This window comes from Methanosarcina sp. UBA289 (assembly GCA_002496565.1).
In the GTDB taxonomy this organism is placed as follows: domain Archaea; phylum Halobacteriota; class Methanosarcinia; order Methanosarcinales; family Methanosarcinaceae; genus Methanosarcina.
The window spans coordinates 155,530-176,058 of record DAKJ01000017.1; the positions used below are offsets into that span (position 1 = coordinate 155,530).

At 37.5% G+C, this 20,529-nt stretch carries 15 protein-coding genes; 5 read left to right on the forward strand and 10 right to left on the reverse strand.

The window, feature by feature from the left end; all coding sequences use genetic code 11:
* Window positions 1–234: a ferredoxin gene (locus tag BP549_RS06875; protein WP_394339071.1), complete on the reverse strand. Its 234-nt coding sequence runs from the start codon at window positions 232–234 to the stop codon at window positions 1–3.
* Window positions 235–571: 337 nt separating this feature from the next.
* Between BP549_RS06875 and BP549_RS06880 the strand changes: the two genes are divergently transcribed.
* A complete protein-coding gene (locus BP549_RS06880; RefSeq protein ID WP_292379316.1) occupies window positions 572–1,207 on the forward strand; it encodes a SagB/ThcOx family dehydrogenase in 636 nt (211 codons plus the stop codon).
* A gap of 118 nt (window positions 1,208–1,325) precedes the next feature.
* Here the strand turns inward: BP549_RS06880 and BP549_RS06885 are convergent, their stop codons facing one another.
* Together BP549_RS06885 and BP549_RS06890 are read right to left on the reverse strand one after the other, a co-directional pair.
* Entirely contained in the window at window positions 1,326–2,042 is a 717-nt protein-coding gene (locus BP549_RS06885) for a histidine phosphatase family protein (protein WP_292379318.1), read from the reverse strand.
* A gap of 80 nt (window positions 2,043–2,122) precedes the next feature.
* A complete protein-coding gene (locus tag BP549_RS06890) occupies window positions 2,123–2,767 on the reverse strand; it encodes an HD domain-containing protein (protein WP_292379319.1) in 645 nt (214 codons plus the stop codon).
* Window positions 2,768–3,124: 357 nt separating this feature from the next.
* On the opposite strand from BP549_RS06890, the gene BP549_RS06895 reads away from it, so the two are divergent.
* Together BP549_RS06895 and BP549_RS06900 are read left to right on the forward strand one after the other, a co-directional pair.
* Window positions 3,125–4,600 (forward strand): DEAD/DEAH box helicase, encoded by a 1,476-nt coding sequence (locus BP549_RS06895; protein ID WP_292379321.1) that lies wholly within the window; start codon window positions 3,125–3,127, stop codon window positions 4,598–4,600.
* A gap of 31 nt (window positions 4,601–4,631) precedes the next feature.
* A complete protein-coding gene (locus BP549_RS06900) occupies window positions 4,632–6,446 on the forward strand; it encodes a DUF790 family protein (protein WP_292379617.1) in 1,815 nt (604 codons plus the stop codon).
* Between the two features lie 201 nt (window positions 6,447–6,647).
* On the opposite strand, the gene BP549_RS06905 is transcribed toward BP549_RS06900, so the two are convergent.
* Both BP549_RS06905 and sugE read right to left on the reverse strand, forming a co-directional pair.
* Window positions 6,648–7,550, reverse strand: coding sequence for an SDH family Clp fold serine proteinase (locus BP549_RS06905; RefSeq protein ID WP_292379323.1), 903 nt, complete (start codon window positions 7,548–7,550; stop codon window positions 6,648–6,650).
* Window positions 7,551–7,708: 158 nt separating this feature from the next.
* Window positions 7,709–8,026, reverse strand: coding sequence for a quaternary ammonium compound efflux SMR transporter SugE (gene sugE / locus BP549_RS06910; RefSeq protein ID WP_292373588.1), 318 nt, complete (start codon window positions 8,024–8,026; stop codon window positions 7,709–7,711).
* Window positions 8,027–8,363: 337 nt separating this feature from the next.
* On the opposite strand from sugE, the gene BP549_RS06915 reads away from it, so the two are divergent.
* Both BP549_RS06915 and BP549_RS06920 read left to right on the forward strand, forming a co-directional pair.
* Window positions 8,364–9,452 carry a radical SAM protein gene (locus BP549_RS06915; protein WP_292379325.1) on the forward strand — a complete coding sequence of 363 codons (1,089 nt, stop codon included), beginning with the start codon at window positions 8,364–8,366 and terminating at the stop codon, window positions 9,450–9,452.
* 117 nt (window positions 9,453–9,569) lie between these two features.
* Window positions 9,570–11,282 carry a hypothetical protein gene (locus tag BP549_RS06920; RefSeq protein WP_292379327.1) on the forward strand — a complete coding sequence of 571 codons (1,713 nt, stop codon included), beginning with the start codon at window positions 9,570–9,572 and terminating at the stop codon, window positions 11,280–11,282.
* Window positions 11,283–11,595: 313 nt separating this feature from the next.
* Here BP549_RS06920 and BP549_RS06925 read toward each other — a convergent pair whose 3' ends face one another.
* The 5 genes from BP549_RS06925 to BP549_RS06945 all read right to left on the reverse strand — a co-directional run bounded on the left by BP549_RS06925 (window position 11,596) and on the right by BP549_RS06945 (window position 19,697).
* Complete coding sequence (locus tag BP549_RS06925; protein WP_292373584.1) at window positions 11,596–12,336, reverse strand: class I SAM-dependent methyltransferase; 741 nt, start codon at window positions 12,334–12,336, stop codon at window positions 11,596–11,598.
* Between the two features lie 473 nt (window positions 12,337–12,809).
* On the reverse strand, window positions 12,810–14,099 hold the full coding sequence (locus BP549_RS06930; protein WP_292379329.1) for an ATP-binding protein: 1,290 nt from the start codon (window positions 14,097–14,099) through the stop codon (window positions 12,810–12,812).
* Window positions 14,100–16,925: 2,826 nt separating this feature from the next.
* Complete coding sequence (locus BP549_RS06935; protein WP_292373581.1) at window positions 16,926–17,162, reverse strand: hypothetical protein; 237 nt, start codon at window positions 17,160–17,162, stop codon at window positions 16,926–16,928.
* 1,042 nt (window positions 17,163–18,204) lie between these two features.
* Window positions 18,205–18,414, reverse strand: a complete 210-nt coding sequence (locus BP549_RS06940; protein ID WP_292379331.1) for a hypothetical protein — start codon at window positions 18,412–18,414, stop codon at window positions 18,205–18,207.
* A 1,076-nt stretch (window positions 18,415–19,490) separates the two neighbouring features.
* The gene (locus BP549_RS06945; protein WP_292379334.1) at window positions 19,491–19,697 is read right to left on the reverse strand and encodes a hypothetical protein; all 207 of its coding nucleotides are present in this window, start codon (window positions 19,695–19,697) and stop codon (window positions 19,491–19,493) included.
* Window positions 19,698–20,529 lie beyond the last annotated feature (832 nt).

Sequence of the window (20,529 nt, forward strand, 5' to 3'; positions counted from 1 at the left end):
TCAGCCGTCATTTCCTATCGCATTAACCGGGCAGGCATCTAACGCTTCTTCACAAAGTTCTATTTCCTCGTCATTTTCAGGTTGTTTATATACATAGGCATTAGAGTCGTCTTCATTCATTTTGAAATTTTCAGGTGCAGTATCCACACACAGATGACAAGCTATACAGCTGTAGTCGCAATAATAAGGTCCTGGAATATTCTCAGCAACTTTATCTGAATTATCGGCTATAATTTACTCCCCCATTGTGTTTATTTCACAATATGAGTAATTAAGAGGATTTTTATATATAGATTAACATTCAAAAAAGATTCTATTCATCAAAAAAGATTCTATTCAAAATCCTATTCGGTGACTATAGCTTCACCGGGAGCGCTTCTACAGATTAAAACTCTCAATTTCCGAGAAACTGAATCCTCACTAGCAGAATTACAGGAGAGTTTCTGGGAATTATAATGACTGACGACTACTCTCAAATATACTCTGAGCAGTTACCTTATCAGTTACCTTATTTATCTAATAGATTTCTTTTTTATAATTAATATTCAAAACCAAATAAAGGGGAGTAATTATGGGAATAAATATAGGAAATCAGGATACTGCAGATCTGCCTAAGAAAGTCAAGTTGCCCGGACCTGAGATTTCCGGTAGGAGTCACATTGAAGAACTCATTGCAAAACGGAGGTCCGTACGAAGATATACAGACAACAAACTCTCCGAGTCAGTAATTTCTCGCTTGCTCTGGGCTGCTCAGGGTATAAGTTCCGATGACGGCTTAAGGACTTCTCCTTCTGCAGGCGCGCTTTACCCGCTTGAAATTCATGTCGTTATCGGAGGAGGTAGCGAGCTTGAACCTGGGATTTACAGGTACATTCCTGAAGGCCATGCCCTTGTCCGGGAAATCGCAGGCGATGTGAGAGAGAAGCTTTCAAAAGCTGCTCTCTTCCAGCCCATGATCGGGAGCGCTCCCGTTTCACTTGTAATCTCCGCGGTTTATCCGAGGATAACAAGCAAATACGGCAGTCGGGGTCTTCGTTATGCCCATATGGAAGCAGGGCACGCTGCACAGAATATATGTCTTTTGGGAGTGGAACTAGGGATAGGAACTTGTACAGTAGGAGCTTTTGACGATGATGAAGTAAAAAGAGTGCTTAAACTGCCATCAAACGAAGAGCCGCTCTATATCCTACCTCTGGGCTACGTATAAATCCTTTTACACACCAGGTTTCTTTATAGAGATTATAAAGATACAAAACTCCTTTTCAAATGCAAAACTGCTAGCCCGAAAGGAGAAAAGAGACTTCAAAAGGGACCTAAGAAAAGATTCAAAGGTTCCTTTTGGTTTCAGGGCTCATTTCAGCGTTCTCTCGGGTTAGCTTGTCTTCAGAATAACTATAAATAGCAAGCTCGCCTGTGGAGAACCTCACATTCCTGATATCCTCATCAGAAATTTCTTCTATGTATTTGACCAGAGCTCTCAGACTGTTCTGATGGGCACAGACCAGCACATTTTTCCCTGCTTTTACGACAGGCAGGATTTTTTCCTCAAAATAAGGCACTGCACGTTCGTACACGGCTTTGAGACTTTCTCCTTCAGGTGGACCGGGTTCAAAGTTCCACCGCCAGGAGGCAAGTTTTTCTGCTCCGTATTTTTCTACCATCTTCTGCTTTTTTCTTCCCTGAAGCTTCCCGTAATAGCGCTCGTTTAAAGAAGGCGTGAAATAAATCGGGATAAGTTTTTTATCGAGTTTTTCAGGATATGAGTACCAGTCCGTTTTCCCTGGATTTCCTCCATCTCCTGTCCCTTCATGAACAATAACTCCTGTCTTCTTCTGCCCGGACAATATTATGAGAAGAGTTTCCTGAGTCCGGACAAGGTTTGAAGCAAAAGCAAGATCTAATTCGAATTTTTCAAGCTCTGCTGCACACTCAAGAGCCTCTTCAATCCCTTTCTTGCTAAGAGAAACATCCACCCAGCCTGCAAGCCTGTCTTCAGGCTTTAAGCCAGGTTCTCCGTGCCGGACAAGTATAAGGTGACCCATAAAATTATACTCCATATAATTAGCTTCTATATCCAGAAGCCAATAGATATATTCAGATGCCAGTAAGCACCCGGGTTTTATTACTTCTTCGGTGCAGGCCTGAAATCAAGCCGGATATCATAGAGAAGATGCCAGAGGTCACCTTTTTTTGTCATTCTTTCCGCATCAATTTTAGCTCCCTGCCCCTTGATATCGAACGTGATTTTCCGCTTCCCGAATGTGACTTTCCCGAGCCTGCTTTCCATTCTGCTGTAGTCAAGGGCATCGGCAAGCCGGACAAGGGCAGCTACTTTCAGGGTGAGATCCTGAAGATCCTCAGGCATTTTCCCGAAGTCCTTTCCTTTAAGTTTCTCAAGTTTGTCGTTTCCAATCCTCTTTTTGTGCAGGAAAGCCGTCCAGGAAATAACGGGCCACAGCCTTTCAGGTATTTCTGAAGGCGGGTGCAGAAGCAGGATGAGTCTTCCTGCTTTGTGATGGTTTTCGAAATCCGTAGCCACACCTGTATCATGAACAAGTGCAGCTGTCTCAACAAGGTTTCTCATCTCAGGGTGCAGCCCATGGATAGAATTAAGGATATCAAAAAGCTCAAGCGCATTCCTTGCCACGTTGTCGGCGTGGCTGCGTTCAATTCCATAGATATGGTAAAGATCTTCTAGAGGCAAAGGCTCGGGAAGTACTCCTCCCGCGGGCTGACCAGCCTCCGAAGATCCATCATCTGAATTCACATTGAACTCCTTTCCTATTTGTCTTTCACTAATGTTATAATTTTACTGGCTTAAACTTATTTTCTATTCATTTTCAATATATACTGCATATTCTCTTAGATAAATTATAAATAAAGTAAATATTTACACTTAATTATCTTCAAATCAACTTTAGTTTTTAACCAAGTAATAATCACAGAAAGAGTATAAACTCGGAAAACACCGATACAAGGAAAGAAATAACTTCCCTCTGTACCTTATCATTATCAGATTTTCAGCCCTCTTGAGCGAACGAAGTGAGCGAAAAGGGCACCGTCCTCCCGAGACGGGACTCGGGTAACTCAATCATTATATATAATTCCAGACTTTTAATAAACAATGATCAAAATCAGCTTCAAGCAGGGAACACTTCTTATAGAAGGTAATTTAAGAGTTCCCAATTCCGTTTGGGATGAGAGGAGCGGAAATTTCAGGGCTCTTGCTTTGTATTACAGAGACATAATAAATTATCTGAAAAATTCTAAAGCTCAGTTTAAAGATGAAGTGCTTGATCTCCTTCCATGTCCTGATTTAGCAGCAGCATATGAAGCGTCTGGAAAGAAACTTAAGTTAAGGGATTACCAAGCCGAAGCTCTTGTATCCTGGGGAGAGAATAACAGATGGGGAGTGCTTGTCCTGCCAACAGGAAGCGGAAAAACTCTTGTTGGAATCCGGGCAATTGCAGGCTGCAATACCCCTGCCCTCGTAGTTGTCCCGACGCTTGACCTGCTTGAACAATGGAAAAAACAGCTTGAAGAAGCCTTTTTAATGGAAATCGGAAAGCTTGGAGGCGGGGAGAAGAAAATTCTTCCAATAACCGTTTCCACATACGATTCTGCTTATATTCACGCCGAAACCCTTGGGAACAGGTTCGGCCTCCTTATTTTTGATGAAGTCCATCATCTTCCCGCAGCCGGATACCGGAGCATTGCCGAGTTTTCTGCAGCGCCTTACAGGCTTGGGCTGACAGCAACTTATGAACGGGAAGATGAGTTGCACTCGGAATTAAACAGGCTTGTAGGAGGGAAGGTGTATGAAAAGCATATCTCGGAACTTGCAGGCAGCCATCTTGCCCCTTACCGGATCAAACGGATAGCTGCTGCACTTACGGATGAGGAAAGGAAAGAATACGACGAATATTATTCGATTTATACAGATTATCTCCGAAAAACCGGGATGGTTCTTCGGGGGCCGAAGGATTTTCAGAAACTGGTCATGAGAAGCGGGAGAGATCCTGAAGCCAGAAAAGCCCTTCTTGCAAGAAATACAGCGAGAGAACTTGCTTTCAACACCGAATCTAAAATTGAAAAGTTAAAAGAGATCCTGAACGCACACCGGGAGGACAGAGTCTTCATTTTTACGGAACATAACCGGCTTGTCCACCGAATTTCCAGAGAATTTCTTATCCCTGCGATTACTTACAGGACGCCTGCAAAAGAAAGGAATTCCATCCTCGAAAAGTTTAGGAAAGGAATATACAGGGCTGTAGTTACTTCAAAGGTGCTTGACGAGGGTATTGACGTCCCTGAAGCAAATATAGGGATTATAGCAAGCGGTACAGGGAGCAAATTAGCATATATCCAGCGCCTGGGAAGGATCCTCCGGAAGAAAGAAGGAAAAGAAGCCATACTCTATGAGATTATAACCGAAGAGACAACTGAAGCCGGAACTGCCAGGAGAAGAAAAGAAGCTGTTTCAATTCGAAAAGGTTCTGGAAAATCAGCACAGGAAAATCATATGAAGAGGGAATCAGGAAAGGAAAGCCAGATGAAGAAAGAAAAAAGCTCAGGAGGCGGCTCGCCTGCTCACGTCTGACCTTCTTGTAACCCATATATCAGGAGGGAAGATAAAGCCTGTATACGCAGCATTTGATCCCGAAAACCTGGAACTCGCAAGGCTTCTGATAGAAACTTTTGAGCACCATATCGGAAAAACCTATGGGGATCTTCTGGCTGAACTTGACGGTTACGAGGAAATGAATTACCGTTTTATCAGGGGGCTTTCCCAGCTACTTGGAAGGCGTACTGTTATAGAAACGGATGCTGCTGTTGACCCATCTCTGGCTAGGGAAACGGTTTTTGAAACTTGCGGAGGTATGGCCCTTTCTCCTGCCGAGAGAAAAGAAGCGCTACAAATAGCCGCAAAAAAGCTTTCAATTTCGGTAAAGGAACTTGAGAAGGCACTCTGGGCTGACCTTGAGGAAAATCAGGTCATCAAAAGTTTCGTCCCTCTCTCTCCCGCCGAACTCCTGAAACAGTACAATATTTCCCTGACTCAGACCCTGCTCTTCAGAGCAGTTGACCTCGATATCTGGATAAAAGGCGATTTTCAAAAGCTTTTATGGAAAATTCTTCGTTCGGGGCTTATGTATTCCCTGGAAGACACTGAAGAGGAAAGAGAAAAAATCGATAGAGAAATCGATAGAGAAATCGATAGAGAAAAAGAAGGAAAGGAAGGAAAAACCAGAGAAAACTACGATGAATTAAAAGCCATCCACCTGCATCTTGATGGGCCTGCCTCTCTTTTTCGGATCTCAGAACGCTATGGAAACTCCTTTGCAAGAATCTTTCCCGTCCTGTTAAGGTCAAAAGGCTGGAGGCTTAAAGCAGGCATTCTTCACAAAGGCTACCAGGGGAAGCGCATCCTGAATTTCACCCTTGCCGACTCGGAAAAGTTTTTCGAAATTGCTCCTGAAGCAGCCCTGTATCCGGAGACCCTTTCGCCGGAGCTTCAAATTAAAGAAGGAAATGAAAGATATGAAGCCGGAGAAGAAGAAAGAGCAGAAGGAGAAAAAGCAGAAGAAGAAACAATAGAATATTTGGAAAAAGAAACCGGGATTCAGGAAATCGATGTCGAGGAAGCTGCCTATGATAGCACGCTTGAAAAGATGTTTGGCAGCCTAAGTTTGGGAAGCTGGAAGATAAAAAGGGAGCCAACAATTCTTAAAGCAGGAAAATACGCTTTTATTCCTGATTTTTCTCTACAAAGGGACGGAATAAGAGTATATCTGGAAATTGTAGGCTTCTGGACTCCTGAATACCTTGAAAAGAAGATCGATAAACTCAAACAGGTAAAGGAACCTGTAATTCTCCTGATTGACCGAAAACTCAAATGCTCTGAAAAAGATTTTCCTTCACAGGATGTAATCTTCTTTGACAAAAAAATCCCGGCAAACGAAGTCATGCAGATCCTTAGAAAGTATGAGGAAAAAAAGCTTTTAGAAGACCGGTCAAGACTGGAGGAAATGGAATTTCCGATTTCAGGAGAACTGGTAAACCTTGAGAAAATTGCAGCCGGGAAAGGAGTCCTGCCAGACGCCTTAAAGGAAGTGGTTGCAGATAGGCTCGCAAAGGTCAGAGAACTGGAAAAAACCGGAGAATCAGGAAAAGCCGAAGAATTCCGAGAAATTGATGACCTGGGGAAATATCAGGACTACGTGCTCCTTGAAAACTACTTAATTCACAGGAAGCTGCTTGAGAGAATAGATAGTGAACTTGAAAAACCGGGGGAAGTAGAAACATACGCCGACGCAGTAAAAGTCTTTGAAGATTTCGAGCTTGACCGCAGCCTTTACTATCCTGTGCTTGATTACTTGCGATATAAGGTAATCTGGACAGGACTGAGTGAAGAGAGTGCAAAGGTGAGGAAAACAGGTGCTTGAATAAATCTGCAAGGGCTTAAACAGGAGATCAAACAGGAATTATTAAGTAAACGGGAACTTGAATAGGTGTTTTTAGAGTAACTAACAGGTTGAAAATGTTTTAGGTGAAATTGTGGACAAACTTAATAGGTTAACTGAACTTATTTCCCCCATCCTTAACTTCTCTAGACTTCATTCCTTCAAGATAATATTCGTTTCAGTTTACTCGGTGTATTCCACATTCTTTTTTACAGGCTTGAAAAGTTTCATAAACTCATGTACGTCCTGCGGAAAATCCGTACTTATGGGAAGTCCGATTTCTTTTGCGTCACCTGCCGAGAGAGGAGTGCTGTGGATCATCTCTCCACTGACCAGTTTTTCGACCACTTCATCGAGCCTGCTTTCCCCGGCGGGGTCTGGCTGGATTTTGCCTTCAAGGAGCTCTTTTGCGACATCCCGAGTGAGTTTGAGGGCTTTTCTTGAGATATCACCCATAACAAGGGTGGTGTCATCGGCTTTTTCTTTTTTCAGATCTGCGGCATAGATCCAAGAAGGGGCGGGATAAGTTCCATGTAAGAAGTCTCCTATCTGGGGATCTATTGGCCCGATAACTGCATCTTTGTCCATCACGATTTCGTTTGCAGCGAGGGCGATAATCGTGCCTCCTGACATCGAATAGTGTGGAATAATGACCTTTGTGTTTTTCGGGTGCCGGTGGAGGGCACGTGCGATTTGGATACTGGAATGGAGCTGCCCTCCAGGCGTATGAAGAATCAGCTCAAGAGGGTAATCCCTGTACTGTCTAATCCAGCGCAGTATCTGCTCGGCGTCTTCCTCATCAATGTACTGGTAAGCAGGCAGCCCGAAAAGAGAGATCGCCTCCCGCCTGTGAATCATAGTAAGCACCTTGCAGCCGTGGCTTTTTTCCATAGCTTTCAGTTTTGCCATCCGCCGCAGTCGGATTTGTTTTAACTGCGACTGCGGGTAGATTACTGCATAGAGAAACAGAAGTATAAACAAAAGGGACATCAAATCCCAGAGACTAATTGTTGTGCTGTCAAGCGTAACCAGAATATCCCCCCGAAAACCTCCAACGGACGCCTTTAAAGCGAATTTCCGTTTCAATCTCCTTCTTTGACCACTTAAAAGGTAAGATAAAATCGGAATTGAAGTAATCCCAGGCTTAATCCCCAATCTAAATTGTCGTGCAAGTTTTTAATTTTTGGCTCCAGCTGCATAAAAAGGTTTTCTTGTAGGAAGAAAAGAAAGAACTTTTCGCGACTTTATGGAGAAATTATCCTGAGCCCGATTATCCCTGAGAAAATCAAAATAATGCAGAAAAACCTGGCAAAGTCCATTGGCTCATTAAAGAGCAGGGCGCCAAGAATAGTGGTGCCTATAATCCCGATTCCGGTCCAGACTGCATAACCTGTCCCTATTGGCAGAGTTTTCAGGGCCTGGGATAGGAAATAAAAGCTAAGAAGCATGCAAGCGACAGTAAAAACGCTGGGATACAGCCTCGTGAAACCTTCTGTATATTTTAGCCCTATTGCCCAGGCGGCCTCAAAAAGACCGGCAATAAAAAGAAAGAACCATTCCATTTTTGCTCCACATCCTGATTATGTAATTTATGGAATTCCCATGAAGATAGCAATTAAAAGGTCTTAAAAGCTTTTTTCTTCTTATAACCTTGCCTTCTAGAAACTTAGGGAACTCTGGAAAAGGGTTAGTTTCTCAAAAAGTACAAATAAGGGTGAGCTTAGAGCTAAGAAGCCAGAAAAAAATCAGAAATTGAGAATCAGAACTGAAAATCTGAACTACAAATCAAAGATAAAATCTGAATTGAAAAAAGTATTGAAGATTAGAACTAAAAATTAGAACTGAAATCCGAAATAAATAGACAATAAGCCTTTAACCCATGTGGAATAATATTTCAGTATGGCAGCCCCGAAGTACCTGAAACGTTACTTCAAGGTGCAGAAAGATGAAATGCCTGCTCTCTTTAAGATAACCGAACGAATTCCGGCCCAGTTTGATCCAGGCATGCAGCTTGAAGAACTCCGGGAAATTCATGAGAAAGAAATCGAAGAATACCGAAAACTCAGGGAAAATCTCGAACTCGAAGCCACGGAAGCTCTTGCCTATAAAAACGCAGCTGAGAGGTTGACACTGTTTACCGAAAGCTTTCTGAAAATTCCAAAGGCCAGTCCCTCCCTTCTTGATCTTAAGGTTGAGCTTGCGGACAGAATGCTTTCGAACTGCCAGTGCTGCGGGTGGCGCTGCGAGGTTGATAGGAAAACTGGCGAAAAAGGTTTCTGCAGGCTGGCCGACACTTCCAATTACGCCTCTGAGTTCTTGCATATGGGAGAAGAGCCTGAGCTTGTACCCTCCCACACGATCTTTTTTACGGGCTGTACTTTTGCCTGTGTTTACTGCCAGAACTGGGAGATTTCAACCTGTCCTGAAGCCGGAACCCTAATCGAACCCAGGAAACTTGCAAAGCTGATTGACATTCGGAGAATGCATGGGGCTAGAAATGTGAATTTCGTTACCCCTACTCCACACGCGCATACTGTGCTGAAGATAGTCCGGGATATCTCCGTAAACACACCTGTAATCTGGAATTCTAATATGTATCATTCACCAGAAATTGCTGAAATCCTCGAAGGGGTTGTGGATGTCTACCTTGGTGATTTCAAATACGGAAACAATAAATGCGCCCAGAAATACTCCAAAGTAAAAAATTACCTGGAAATCGTGCAGCCCAATTTCGAATTCGCCTACAAAACCGCAGAGATCCTCCTTCGACATCTGGTCCTTCCGGGCCACCTGGAATGTTGCACAAGGCCGATTTCCGAATGGGTTGCAAAACATATCCCGCAAATCAGGTTTAACCTCATGTTCCAGTACAGGCCATGTTACCGGGCTATGGAGTATCCTGAAATTGGACGCTCTCTGACTCCGGAAGAAGAGGTTAAGGCGATCGAAATTGTAAAAGAGGCAGGAATTGAGGACTTACTGGTCTGATCATATGGTGGAAAGGACTGTGCTGTTTTGAGAAGTAAAGGATATATGATTTTACAGGCAATATATTCATAAAGAGTGAAATAATATATTTATAAGTGAGTTTACAAATTATTATCCATGGGGAGGGGAAGCGGAGTCTGTAAATTTTTAGTAATAATTTTCACTTTTAGTCTGCTGTTACAGGGGGTTTGTGCAGCAGAATCAGCAAATAATATTTCAAATGATACAATAGCAGAGATTAATGGTTCAATCAATGGTTCAATCAATGGTTCAATCAATGGTTCAATCAATGGTACAATAAATAGTACAATAAACGACGAAAAAAATAACACAATAATTGACATAATAAGCGGTACTGTAAATGTCACGATAGATGGTACTCTAAAGAACACACAAATGTTTTCATGGGTTCTTCTATTACCACTTTTTTTTGGGTGCTTTCTTTTTTTAGGCTGGGTGTGCAGATATTTCCCTGAAATGACTTCTGGCTTTGTTTTGTTTATGTTGCTACTGTTATTAGCTGTGATATTGTTAATAGGATTTACTAGAAACAATTTAGTACTTTTATTGACGCCGTTAATACTCCTGCCTTTATTATACGAGTTATATCATGAGATTAAAGAAATAGACTATAAAAATAGAAAATTAAATTTTGTTTTATTATTACATGTGATATTGTTAATAGAGTTTACTATATTATTAATAGGATTTACCAAACACACTTTAGTACTCGAATACATTCTAGTACTCGGATACATTTTAGTGATTTTACTTATTACTTCATTAATACGCTTGCTATTATTATACGTGGTTTATAATGATAAGAAAATAGAAGATAAACGTGGAAAACTAAAAAAAGATGATGATAGAAAAATAGAAAATAATTTCCTTTACAAGGCAAGAGTTATTAATATAATTGGTTCAGTGCTTATATGGCCTTCCATACTGATTTATTTTTATTACCATAATATACAATATGTTACCTTTTATGGAATTGAGGATTTAAAGTTCCCTGTCTATATAATAACTGCCTCGCTCATTGGTATTGTCTCTTACAGCCTTTTAAGCATTGAAGATGACTTCAGTCACCTTTTTTCGGAGTACGAGAAATTAAGCAAAGTCTGGTCATACCTCAGGAGATTCCTTATTGCACCTTTTATAGCGATCATAGGTTTTTACTTGTTGATTTACCTCCTGAACATAAATATGGCAGGGGATTATATAAAGAATATAAATAATTTTTTTGTATTCGTATTTTCTTTTATTGTTGGTGCATTCACAAAAACAATAGAAGAATGGATATATGCGTGGGTTCAAAAGCTTCTCCCAGGGGATAAAAAGATTGAGTTTGAATCCAGAATCCAAAATGAGGTTAAAGAAACTGACTTTGTCAAAAAACTAGGCCTTGACGACGATGTTGCATATCGGCTATACAATATAAAAATACGAAAAATCGAAGAACTTGCAGATTGTGAACCTAAGACTCTATCTAAGAAACTAAACCATGATATCCAAAACCCAGAAGAAAATGATCTTTCTTCTGGAAAATCAGATTATTCATGTAATTATTCACTTGAACAAATTAAACTGTATATAAAGAAAGCACAAGACTACAGGGAAAAGGATAAATCAAAATTAATCGGGGAACTAGAAGAGTTATGTGGACATTTAGAGATGGGAATTAAAAATTTCAAAAAGAACACAGAAGAATTAAAATTAAAAGAGATAATAGAAGATTCCGAGGATAAAGAAAATAGTATTAACTCTAATTCGACAGACCCTACCAATAAATATAATATTAACCCAAATTCGACAGATCCTCATAATTGATACAGGATTTGCTTACAAAAACATGTTGTTTCGACGTTGGACTTTTGGAGTATAAAATATTCAAATTAGCCAAACATCTATAAAATATGATTGGAAGGACTGAAGCATAAATGTATTTTATATTAAAAACTATAAGTCTGTTGAATTAATGCATTAAATAAGTTTGGTGAATCCTATCGATCCAGATAAGCGCGAAACCTGAAGTATTTTACTAAATTCTAACCTGGTTACCTTTAATTAGGAATCTATTCCTTCTTATTATGGGTTCATTTGCCGTTTTTCAGTTCAGCGATTTAATTTTCAGTTCAGCGATTTAAGTTCGAAATATTATTGCATGATATTTATACTCATAATACATTGATTGTACATAACGCATCTCAAAATCATGTCTACGTGCAATTTTTTGGATTTTATAGGGATTATGGGCAAAACCGTAAATGTTTCTTGGACGTTTTCTTAAAGTTGCCAATATTGAGGTCTGAAAATCGCAACCAATTCGATATAAAGCTTTTAAAAGCCCTGCATTTGGTGCAAATAACCCTAATTTCCATAAAGGATATAAACGAGGATCCAGTATGTCAAAAAACACTATTTTACCATCTTTATTGAGATGCTCTGATGATTTAACAATAAATTCGTCAATTTCTTGAAATGTTAAGTACTGGATTACTCCGGCTGCAGTTATTCGATCAAAGGTTGAGTCCAGGTTTTCCCATATCGTTTTATGATCAGCAAGGACAAGGTCAATGTTATTACATTTTCTTTCCCTAATCCTTTTGCTTGCTTCACCAAGCATGGAAAGGGAAAAATCCACTCCTACAAGTTGTTCATATTCCAGAGCATAGTAAGCCAGGAGTTCTGCGGAGCCGCACCCGAAGTCAAGAAGCGTTTTGCCTCCGTCAAGGTGGAATAGCTTTTCCTTTGCTTCCATAAAAAGAAACTCTTCAGACGAATATCTATGCCCTCCGTGGGTCTTATCTTTAAAAAAATCTTCCCAGGTATTCTTTGACTTCGTATGTGTTTTTTCCATTCCGTCTCTACTTTCTACTTCCATACCCCTTCTCCCAGTATTATTTTTAAAATCATACTTTGATAACTATCTTGTAAACAATTTATAGTTGGTAATAAAATAACTAGGAATTTCTAAATTATTTTAATCTAAATAGTAAAAATAGTGTGTCTGCTTTCTTGCATAATATATCCCAGGTCTCTTATTTTAAGACCAGTACACTATTTCTTCACCCACCCTTAATACTTCTATTTGATAATTCGATATATATTTGAGCCTTCAAAAAATAATATCAATGAGGAATTACGCTATTAAAAGCTACGAAACTCACAATTTAATATTTTATTTTAAAAAAGAGTAGCAGAACAAGAGAAAAAACTGGATTAAGCTTGCAGAAGAGTGATTTAACCAGAACTACCCTGCTGAGATATTTGAAACTTTCACTGATGCTGTAATTTGTCGGGTTATGTTTTATTTCGTTTTATTCAGTGCCGAGTCTCAATTGCTGTCGCTGATAATTATTCCAGCATCCACTTCCATACCGATTTAACCGTGATTATTTTCATTTCGTCTTTGGATTCAACTTTTACAGTCTCTTCATCGTCCATTGTTAGAATAAGTCCCTCCTTAAGGCCATACTCATCCATGGCTTCCGTAAGTCCAAGAGTTTCTCTTTCCCTTGCGGTCGGGTTCCCGAAGCAAACCGAGATCTGAACTGCTGACGATATTTTCTGGCTATTTTTTTCCTTTATAACGAAATCACACTCCTTTTTGTTTTGAAAATAGAATACTTGTTTTTCTCTTCTTAGCAGTTCAAGTAATACAAGATTCTCAAATCTCAGTCCAAGGCTATCCGGGTAATCTGGGTATACTGCCTTGAAAAGACCTGTATCACCTGCATAAATCTTGCATGGAGTGTCTTTTTTATATCCGCTTTCCTGGAGGCTGTTGATTTTTGGGATACGGTACAGCAAGAAAATGTCTTCAAGATAGTCCAGATAGGTGTTTATAAGCTCTTCACTCTCGATTCCACTTACTTTTTTCAAGGTATCGACGGAATACTCCGAAGCCATGTTCGAAATCAGAAATATGGCAAGCTTTTTTAACTTCTGAATATCGTACCCGGCTGCAGCCGCTTTTTGCATCCCTTCTTCAAAATATTCTTTAGAAAACCTTATATCATCGTTTTTTATTACATCCGGAAAACCGCCTTTTTCAAAATACTGCAAAAACATACATAATAATTCATCACTTCTGGAAGGCGTCAGAAAATCCGTTTCTAGTGTTCCGTTACCTTTAATTCTCAGGTATTCTCTAAAAGAGAACGGGAAAAGCTTTAAGATTTTATATCTCCCTGCAAACCTGGAAGAAAACTCATTTATCAATTTTGATTTAGATGAAGTTAGAAAAATTTCTGCCCCTTGCTTGTGAAGCCTGTCAATCCAGTTTTCCCATCCCGGAAGATTATGGATTTCATCAAAAAAGTAAAAAATCCGGCTTGATCTATTTTCTCCAGTTTCCTTTTTTTGAATTTCGGCTACAATTTCCTCAATAGCCTGCAAACCTACAGATCCAATCCCCTGCAGCCGGCTGTCTTCAAAATTAATATAAAACTTTACTCCATCCAGATTACTGGCAATCTGACTCATTAAGGAAGTTTTACCTGCATGAGGAGGTCCTGAGATAAGTTTAATCTCACTGCCTTCTTCGGAACAGCAGGGAAAAATCTCACGTGGAATTAAATCTGAGAAATTTTGAAAAAAGGTCTGGTGATTGAGTATCAGGGGGAGAAGTTCTAGTTTTTGCATATTATCAAGATAATTTGCGAGATGGAACTATATAGTTTTTCTGGCACTGATAAGTACTCTCGTACAATAATAATCCCGAAGCATAATAATAATTAATTACAAAAAGCGATGAGCGCCTGCAAGTTCGTGAGCTTACAACTTTCACAGACAGGAGACATCTTCTATATTCACCGTATAAATGTGTTAATTGAGTAATACTGGAATAAATTAATAGAAACATATAAATAACAGAGCCAATATGATCCCCTTATAAGTAAGAATCGTGTCAGCAGGTAAAGGTCCGCTTTTTCTCAGGGCTCTCTAAAATTATTATTCTTTTTTTGGTTCATAAACTGTTTTTGTCTTCCCGCAGCGCATGCATACGAAATACTTTTCTCTCACATTTGAAGCATAAATGTTCAAGCCGCCACTTCTTTTCCATTTATGCAGACCTATAAAACATAAAATAATTTTTCTTTTAGGTTTCCCGAAAACCTTATATAGAGCTCTGGAGTCCAATAACTTCACTCCTGTCTGACCTTCTGGAATTTAATAGGAAATCGTTTATATGAATAATATAAAACTATATTTCATCTGATATAGGGGTTCTTATCCCTCTGTGCTAACGAAACCTTCTACAATAATAAACCGGTAATCGTTTGCATAAGGTCAATTTCACAAATTTCAGTCAATTCTTTTATTTGGATCTTTTATTCTTAATAGGATTCATTATCAGTATTAATTATTCTTTATGGGATTTCTGCCTAATTTTTAAATTCCAATTATCCAAACAAGATAAAGATAATTAATTGAGCTTGTTTCATCTTCTTCAACACTCAAAAAAAGAAATAAATTAAATTAATTCTGAAGGAAAAAATCTAAGATTTAAACTTAGTAAATAGCCTCGAAATCGTACTGAGATTCCTACAAAAGGTAAGTGCAATTGCTGATTCATAAGAAAAACAAACGTTGTTTAAGAAAAACAAATCTAGAAATTTATTATATTTAAACAGTATCTATTTAAGAGACGTAATTAAATATTCTCGATGATCACCAATATATGTAGTTATTGGAAACGTTATCGTTATATTCTAGTCCGTCCCATTATATATGTACGCTTTCCTCTGCGTACTCGTTATATAGCCACCAGCTCAAGACAAAATGAACTCACGGGATTTGTCCATATTATCTCGAAAAGGTGGCTATTATGATTATTTTCCAATCTCTTCAGTAACAGCTATCACAAACATTTTTTGAGTTTTTAGGTTGGTGGGGCTATAAAGCCACAAAGGTATGAATTTATCTTTTTGTATGAATTTATCTCTTTATGACTCCTTATTCCCAGACTTTTTTCTTTTGACTTTTTGAACATGAGCTCCCAAAACTAGCTTTATATCCAAAATTGATAAGAGTTTCAGAACTATTTCCCGTGAGCAGAAGCTCATTGACTACTCTTAATTCCACATTTGGAGAAGCAGTTTTGAGTTATGGAATAGGCTCCATTTGTAAATTCAGTAGAAAATTATGTTGAATTTCTGTGAAAGTGCTATGAGTATTAATGAAATGTTTATGTTGAAATCTTGCCATGCAATCATTATATTTTCCTCCGTTCATATTATATTTTTATACTTTTCTTTGCTTCCTATTAGTCAGTTTACATATAAATGTCGAAGTTTTCTTTTAATATAGCGACTATTATTTTCAGATTTATATTAAAACGTGGTAATATTAACATACTCACTCCCCTTTTAAAGCTATTGTCTTCCTCGGAAATGTTTACATAGACACCAATTTAAGACAAAGTGAATCCTAAGGATACTATCTTAAACTGGCGTCTACGATGTTTATTTACTCGCCTAGTCTGCTTAGAACCAGTCGTTGAAAATTACTTTAAACTTCTGGGACAGAAGGATCACAAAGTTCTCGATATACATTATAATTCCCTCCACTATTTAGTGTGCTTTTATGCTTTTTTGCATCTCGTTACACAGTCACCGGTTCAAGACGGAGTGAATGCACGGGATTTGTCCATATTATCTCGAAAAGGTGGCTATATAATACATTTCCAACCTGCTTAGAACCAGTCGTTGAAAATTACTTTGAACTTCTGGGACAGTAAAATTACAAAGTTCTCTATATACATCAATTTCCCTCCGATCTTCAATTAACATTCATTATTCTCTTTGGATACTTTTTGAATAGACACCAGTTCAAGACAAAGTGAATTCACGGAATTTGTCTACTTTATCTCTAAGGCGGCTATTAAAATCATTTTTCCGGAACTGTTTTGTTATGTGAAACTGTTTTATAAATGATACTACCAACAATTAAATTTCTTAATATCTTTTGGGAGCCCATCTTAATTTTAAGACTGACACACCTAAATTTTAATTGCTAGTGAGTATATTAAACATATAGTTTTAATTTATATAAAGCATATAGAATAAATTTTACTTACCATTAAATAGTCCTAGAAAATCTGGGCGAATTTGACGGGGAAATATGAAAATACTTTTTTATTTAATCCATATTGTAGATGTATCTAAAGAATGCTGATAAAAAAGCTTTTAAATTTTTAATTTTCCCCTTTAAACCTAAAATAGAAATTATTATAAAAAAATAAGTTCAATTCATCTATAGAATCTATTTATAATCCATAAAAGGCAATAATTTACTTAAATAAGTAGAAATATTATTTTGGATTCAAAACTATAACATTTCATATTTTTAACTTAAATGAGTAGTTTTTTTCTAAAAATATAAAAGCCAGATTTATTCAAAGAATGCATATTTGAGGATTTCTTAACTTTCTGCACCTCAACCTTCCTGAAGAAGAGAAATTTTCCATTAAATTCCTGACATCTCAATTAATTCTCTCGTCCACTTCAACTTCTTTTTCTTAACCGTGTTTGCTCTCGAATCATCAAAATCAAATCCAGTAAGTTTGACAGTTTTTATCCTGAACTCCATTGCAAAAAATAAGTATCGGTCTCCCTGACGGGGTTCTCCAAAATTGTAGACCTTATCAAAAGTTCTTGCTTGGTAGTTGCAATAAATCGTTTTAGCGAGGCATATATTTTTCAAGCTTATCGATATTGTCCCCATACGCATGAATAAGGACTATTGAGCCTATCTCGCAGGCTATGATTCCTTTTTCAATATCAGCTTCAGGGTTAATCAAGATCGGTACAGATGACTTCAGGTATTATGCCCACATCCATGAGAACTGCGGCTGCTCCATTGGCTGCAATCACCATAAAATCCAAAAAATCGATTTCCAAAGATCGCCCCTGAGCTTGGGTGTATTTCCGCATACCAGCCTAGGTAAATCATTGATTAATATAAAAAAGGTACTTGCAAAAAAGTGACAAAATCGAGACCTATCGGAAGGCCAGTAAATAACATTCAAGTACCGTTAATATTGAGAACACAATAAGGAGGGAAATAAAGTCCAATACTAATAAACATAAAAAACAGAAGAAAAGGAAGAGATTAAAGCCAATAAAGGTAGATTGAGAAGAGTTCAAAAAGAAAAGTGCAATTGAGAAGTTCTTTAGTTCAATAGAGTCCTGTGATAAAGTAATTCCAAAAATGAAATCAAAAAAACATTATATGGGGATTGTAAAGTTAACAGAGACAAAGACGTTACATAAGGTTTTGAATGGGCTCAAATGTATAAAGTATAATTAATGGTTAGATAAAGCTCAAATATAATCAATAATTAGATCGCATAAAATTTTGGGAAACTCATTTTAGGGAAACTCATAGAAAAGTAAAATAAATTAAGATCTGTTTGCAGATCTGTTATAAATATTCGGATTTGAATCTTTGAATTTCTATGTGGTTGATTTTTCAGTTAAACTGCATTGTGATTGATAACGATAACATGAAATTAGGCTTATTCGTTGGCCCTTTCTGACGGAAGAAGGTCAATTATAAGAAAAACCTGTCAATAAATTTAATTTAGTGCAATCAGGCTTCTCCTACTTTTACATTCCGGCTAAGGACTGTACGAATAAGCCTTCATAGATTTTTACTTTTTATATTAGTTAATCTGTGGTTGATTCGTCAGTAATCAGCTAGTATATTACCGTTAAACAAATAGCTTAGTCCCCACCACCAGCTATTATGGGTCCCACCAGCCACCACAGCCTTTTTCTTTCTCTACGACACAGCCGCGGATATTAAAGAACTTTATTTTACATTTTTCACGGAATCCGCAACCACAGTCTTTCCAGCCGCCCCAGCCGCAGCCGCCACCACAGCCGCCACCACAGCCACAGCCGAATCCCTTAAATTTGTCAAAGCCCCAGTCTCTTCCAAAGAAGTCTCCCATTTATTTACCTCCTTATCTACTGTATTTTTATACTTATTTTTTATTTTGTATTTTTCGCTCTATTTATTTTTTATATTTATCTTATATATTGGAGAGGACATACTTTTAAAATTAGAGTTTGTAGTTCTCCAACCAAATATTATATCGACTCCCCAACTGTGTTATACTCCTGGCAATTGAGTTAATCTATTTTTATTTAACAAAAAACAGGTTTAACTTTAATTGCCAAGAAGTGCAATTAATTATATAATTATAAATTATATAAACCCGATAGAATAATAAATCCTTAATATTAAATAGTCATTGAAAAAGCTGGGAAATCATGATCTAGAAAATTGGCTTAATTTTACTTTTAATTTACAGATTTTGATTCCTTGAATATCTCTAAAATCAGGAGCTATAATCTTTAATCCAGTATTTCTATAAAAATAGGGTCTTAATGGTACAAATACATTATATTCCTTAATCAAAAGCTTTTTAAGAGCTTAAACCAGGTGCATTTACCAAAAGAAAATAGTATTACTCATATAATTTTTAAACTCCGGTAATTTTATATTTTTATTTGTAAGTTGATGATTCATAAAATTGGTTATTTCTTATGAAATCTGAAGGTTGTAAGGTTAAAAAATAACTTATATCGAGTTTTTGAGCTAGCTTAAATTTATAATTAAGTTATTAAAGCTCAAATATAATCAGTAAATAAATAGACAATATTAAAAAGTAGGATAACTTATGGGAAAATAAAGTAAATACAGATCTGTCTGCAGATCTGTTATATATATTAAATTTAAATCGCTTGAATTCCTATGCGACTGGTTTTTCAATTAAACTGCATTATTCTTTGATGAATAAAATGAGATGGGGCTCATTCGTTAATCCTTCTTAAGGGACTTAAGCTATTGTAGGAAAAACCTTTCAATATATCAAAGTTCTAGTGCAATCAGGGCTATCCTACTTTTACATTTCAGCTAAGGACTGTACGAATGAGCCATTCTCTATCTTATTTTTATATATTTATCTAATCTGTGGTTGATTGGTCAGCAATCAGCTAGTGGGATTACTGTTAAACAAATAGCTTAGTCCCACCAGCCACCACGGCCGCATTTCTCTGCGACACAACCACGGATGTTAAAGAACTTGGTTTTGAACCTATCGCGGAAGCCACAGCCATCCCAGCCGTCCCAGCCGCCCCAGCCGCAGCCGCCACCACAGCCGCCACCACAGCCACAGCCGAATCCCTTAAATCTGTCAAAATCACAGTCTCTTCCAAAGAATCCTCCCATTTATATTTACCTCCTTATCTACTATATTTTTATACTTATGTTTTTATTTTATATTTTCGTTCTAGTTAGATTTATATTTATTTTATATATTGGAGAGGATATAATTTTAAGATTAGAGTTTGTAGTTCTCCAACCAAATATTATATCGCCTCCCCAACTCAATTATTACTCCTGACAATTGAGTTAATCTATTTTTGTTTAACAAAAAACAGGTTTAACTTTAATCGTCAGAAAGTACAATTAATTATATAATTGTAAATTATATAAACCCGATAGAATAATAAATCCTTAATATTAAATAGTCATTGAAAAAGCTGGGAAACCATACGCTGAGGCTGTACGTTTAGTTCTACATTTAATTTACAAAGCCTAAACCTGTAAGTATTTAGATAAATCAAGAGATATAATCTGCAATTTAATATTTATACAAAAATAAAACAGGAATAGTCTAAATATGCTATATACTCCAATTATAATCAATTTGGAGGCTCAAAATGCACGCATTTAGAAACAAAAAATAGTATTACTAGTTCTTTTTTTGAACTCCCAAACTTGGATCTATTTATCAATATGTTCGTTATTCCTAAAATAAACTATTCTTATAATTATTTATTTTTTAATTTAATCGTAGAATAAATTTGAGAGTTTATTAAACATTACGATCATAGTTCAGTTAAATTAAAGTATAATAGCCATCAGTTCAAAAAAAGCTGATTAATCCGAAGTTCTCTTACATTTTGAACTGATGGCTATCGTTGCTTTATCCACGTTCAATAGTTCTTGGACTTAGCGATTGGCTTGGTGTTTTTTCTTACCACCAGTCGCAGCCCCA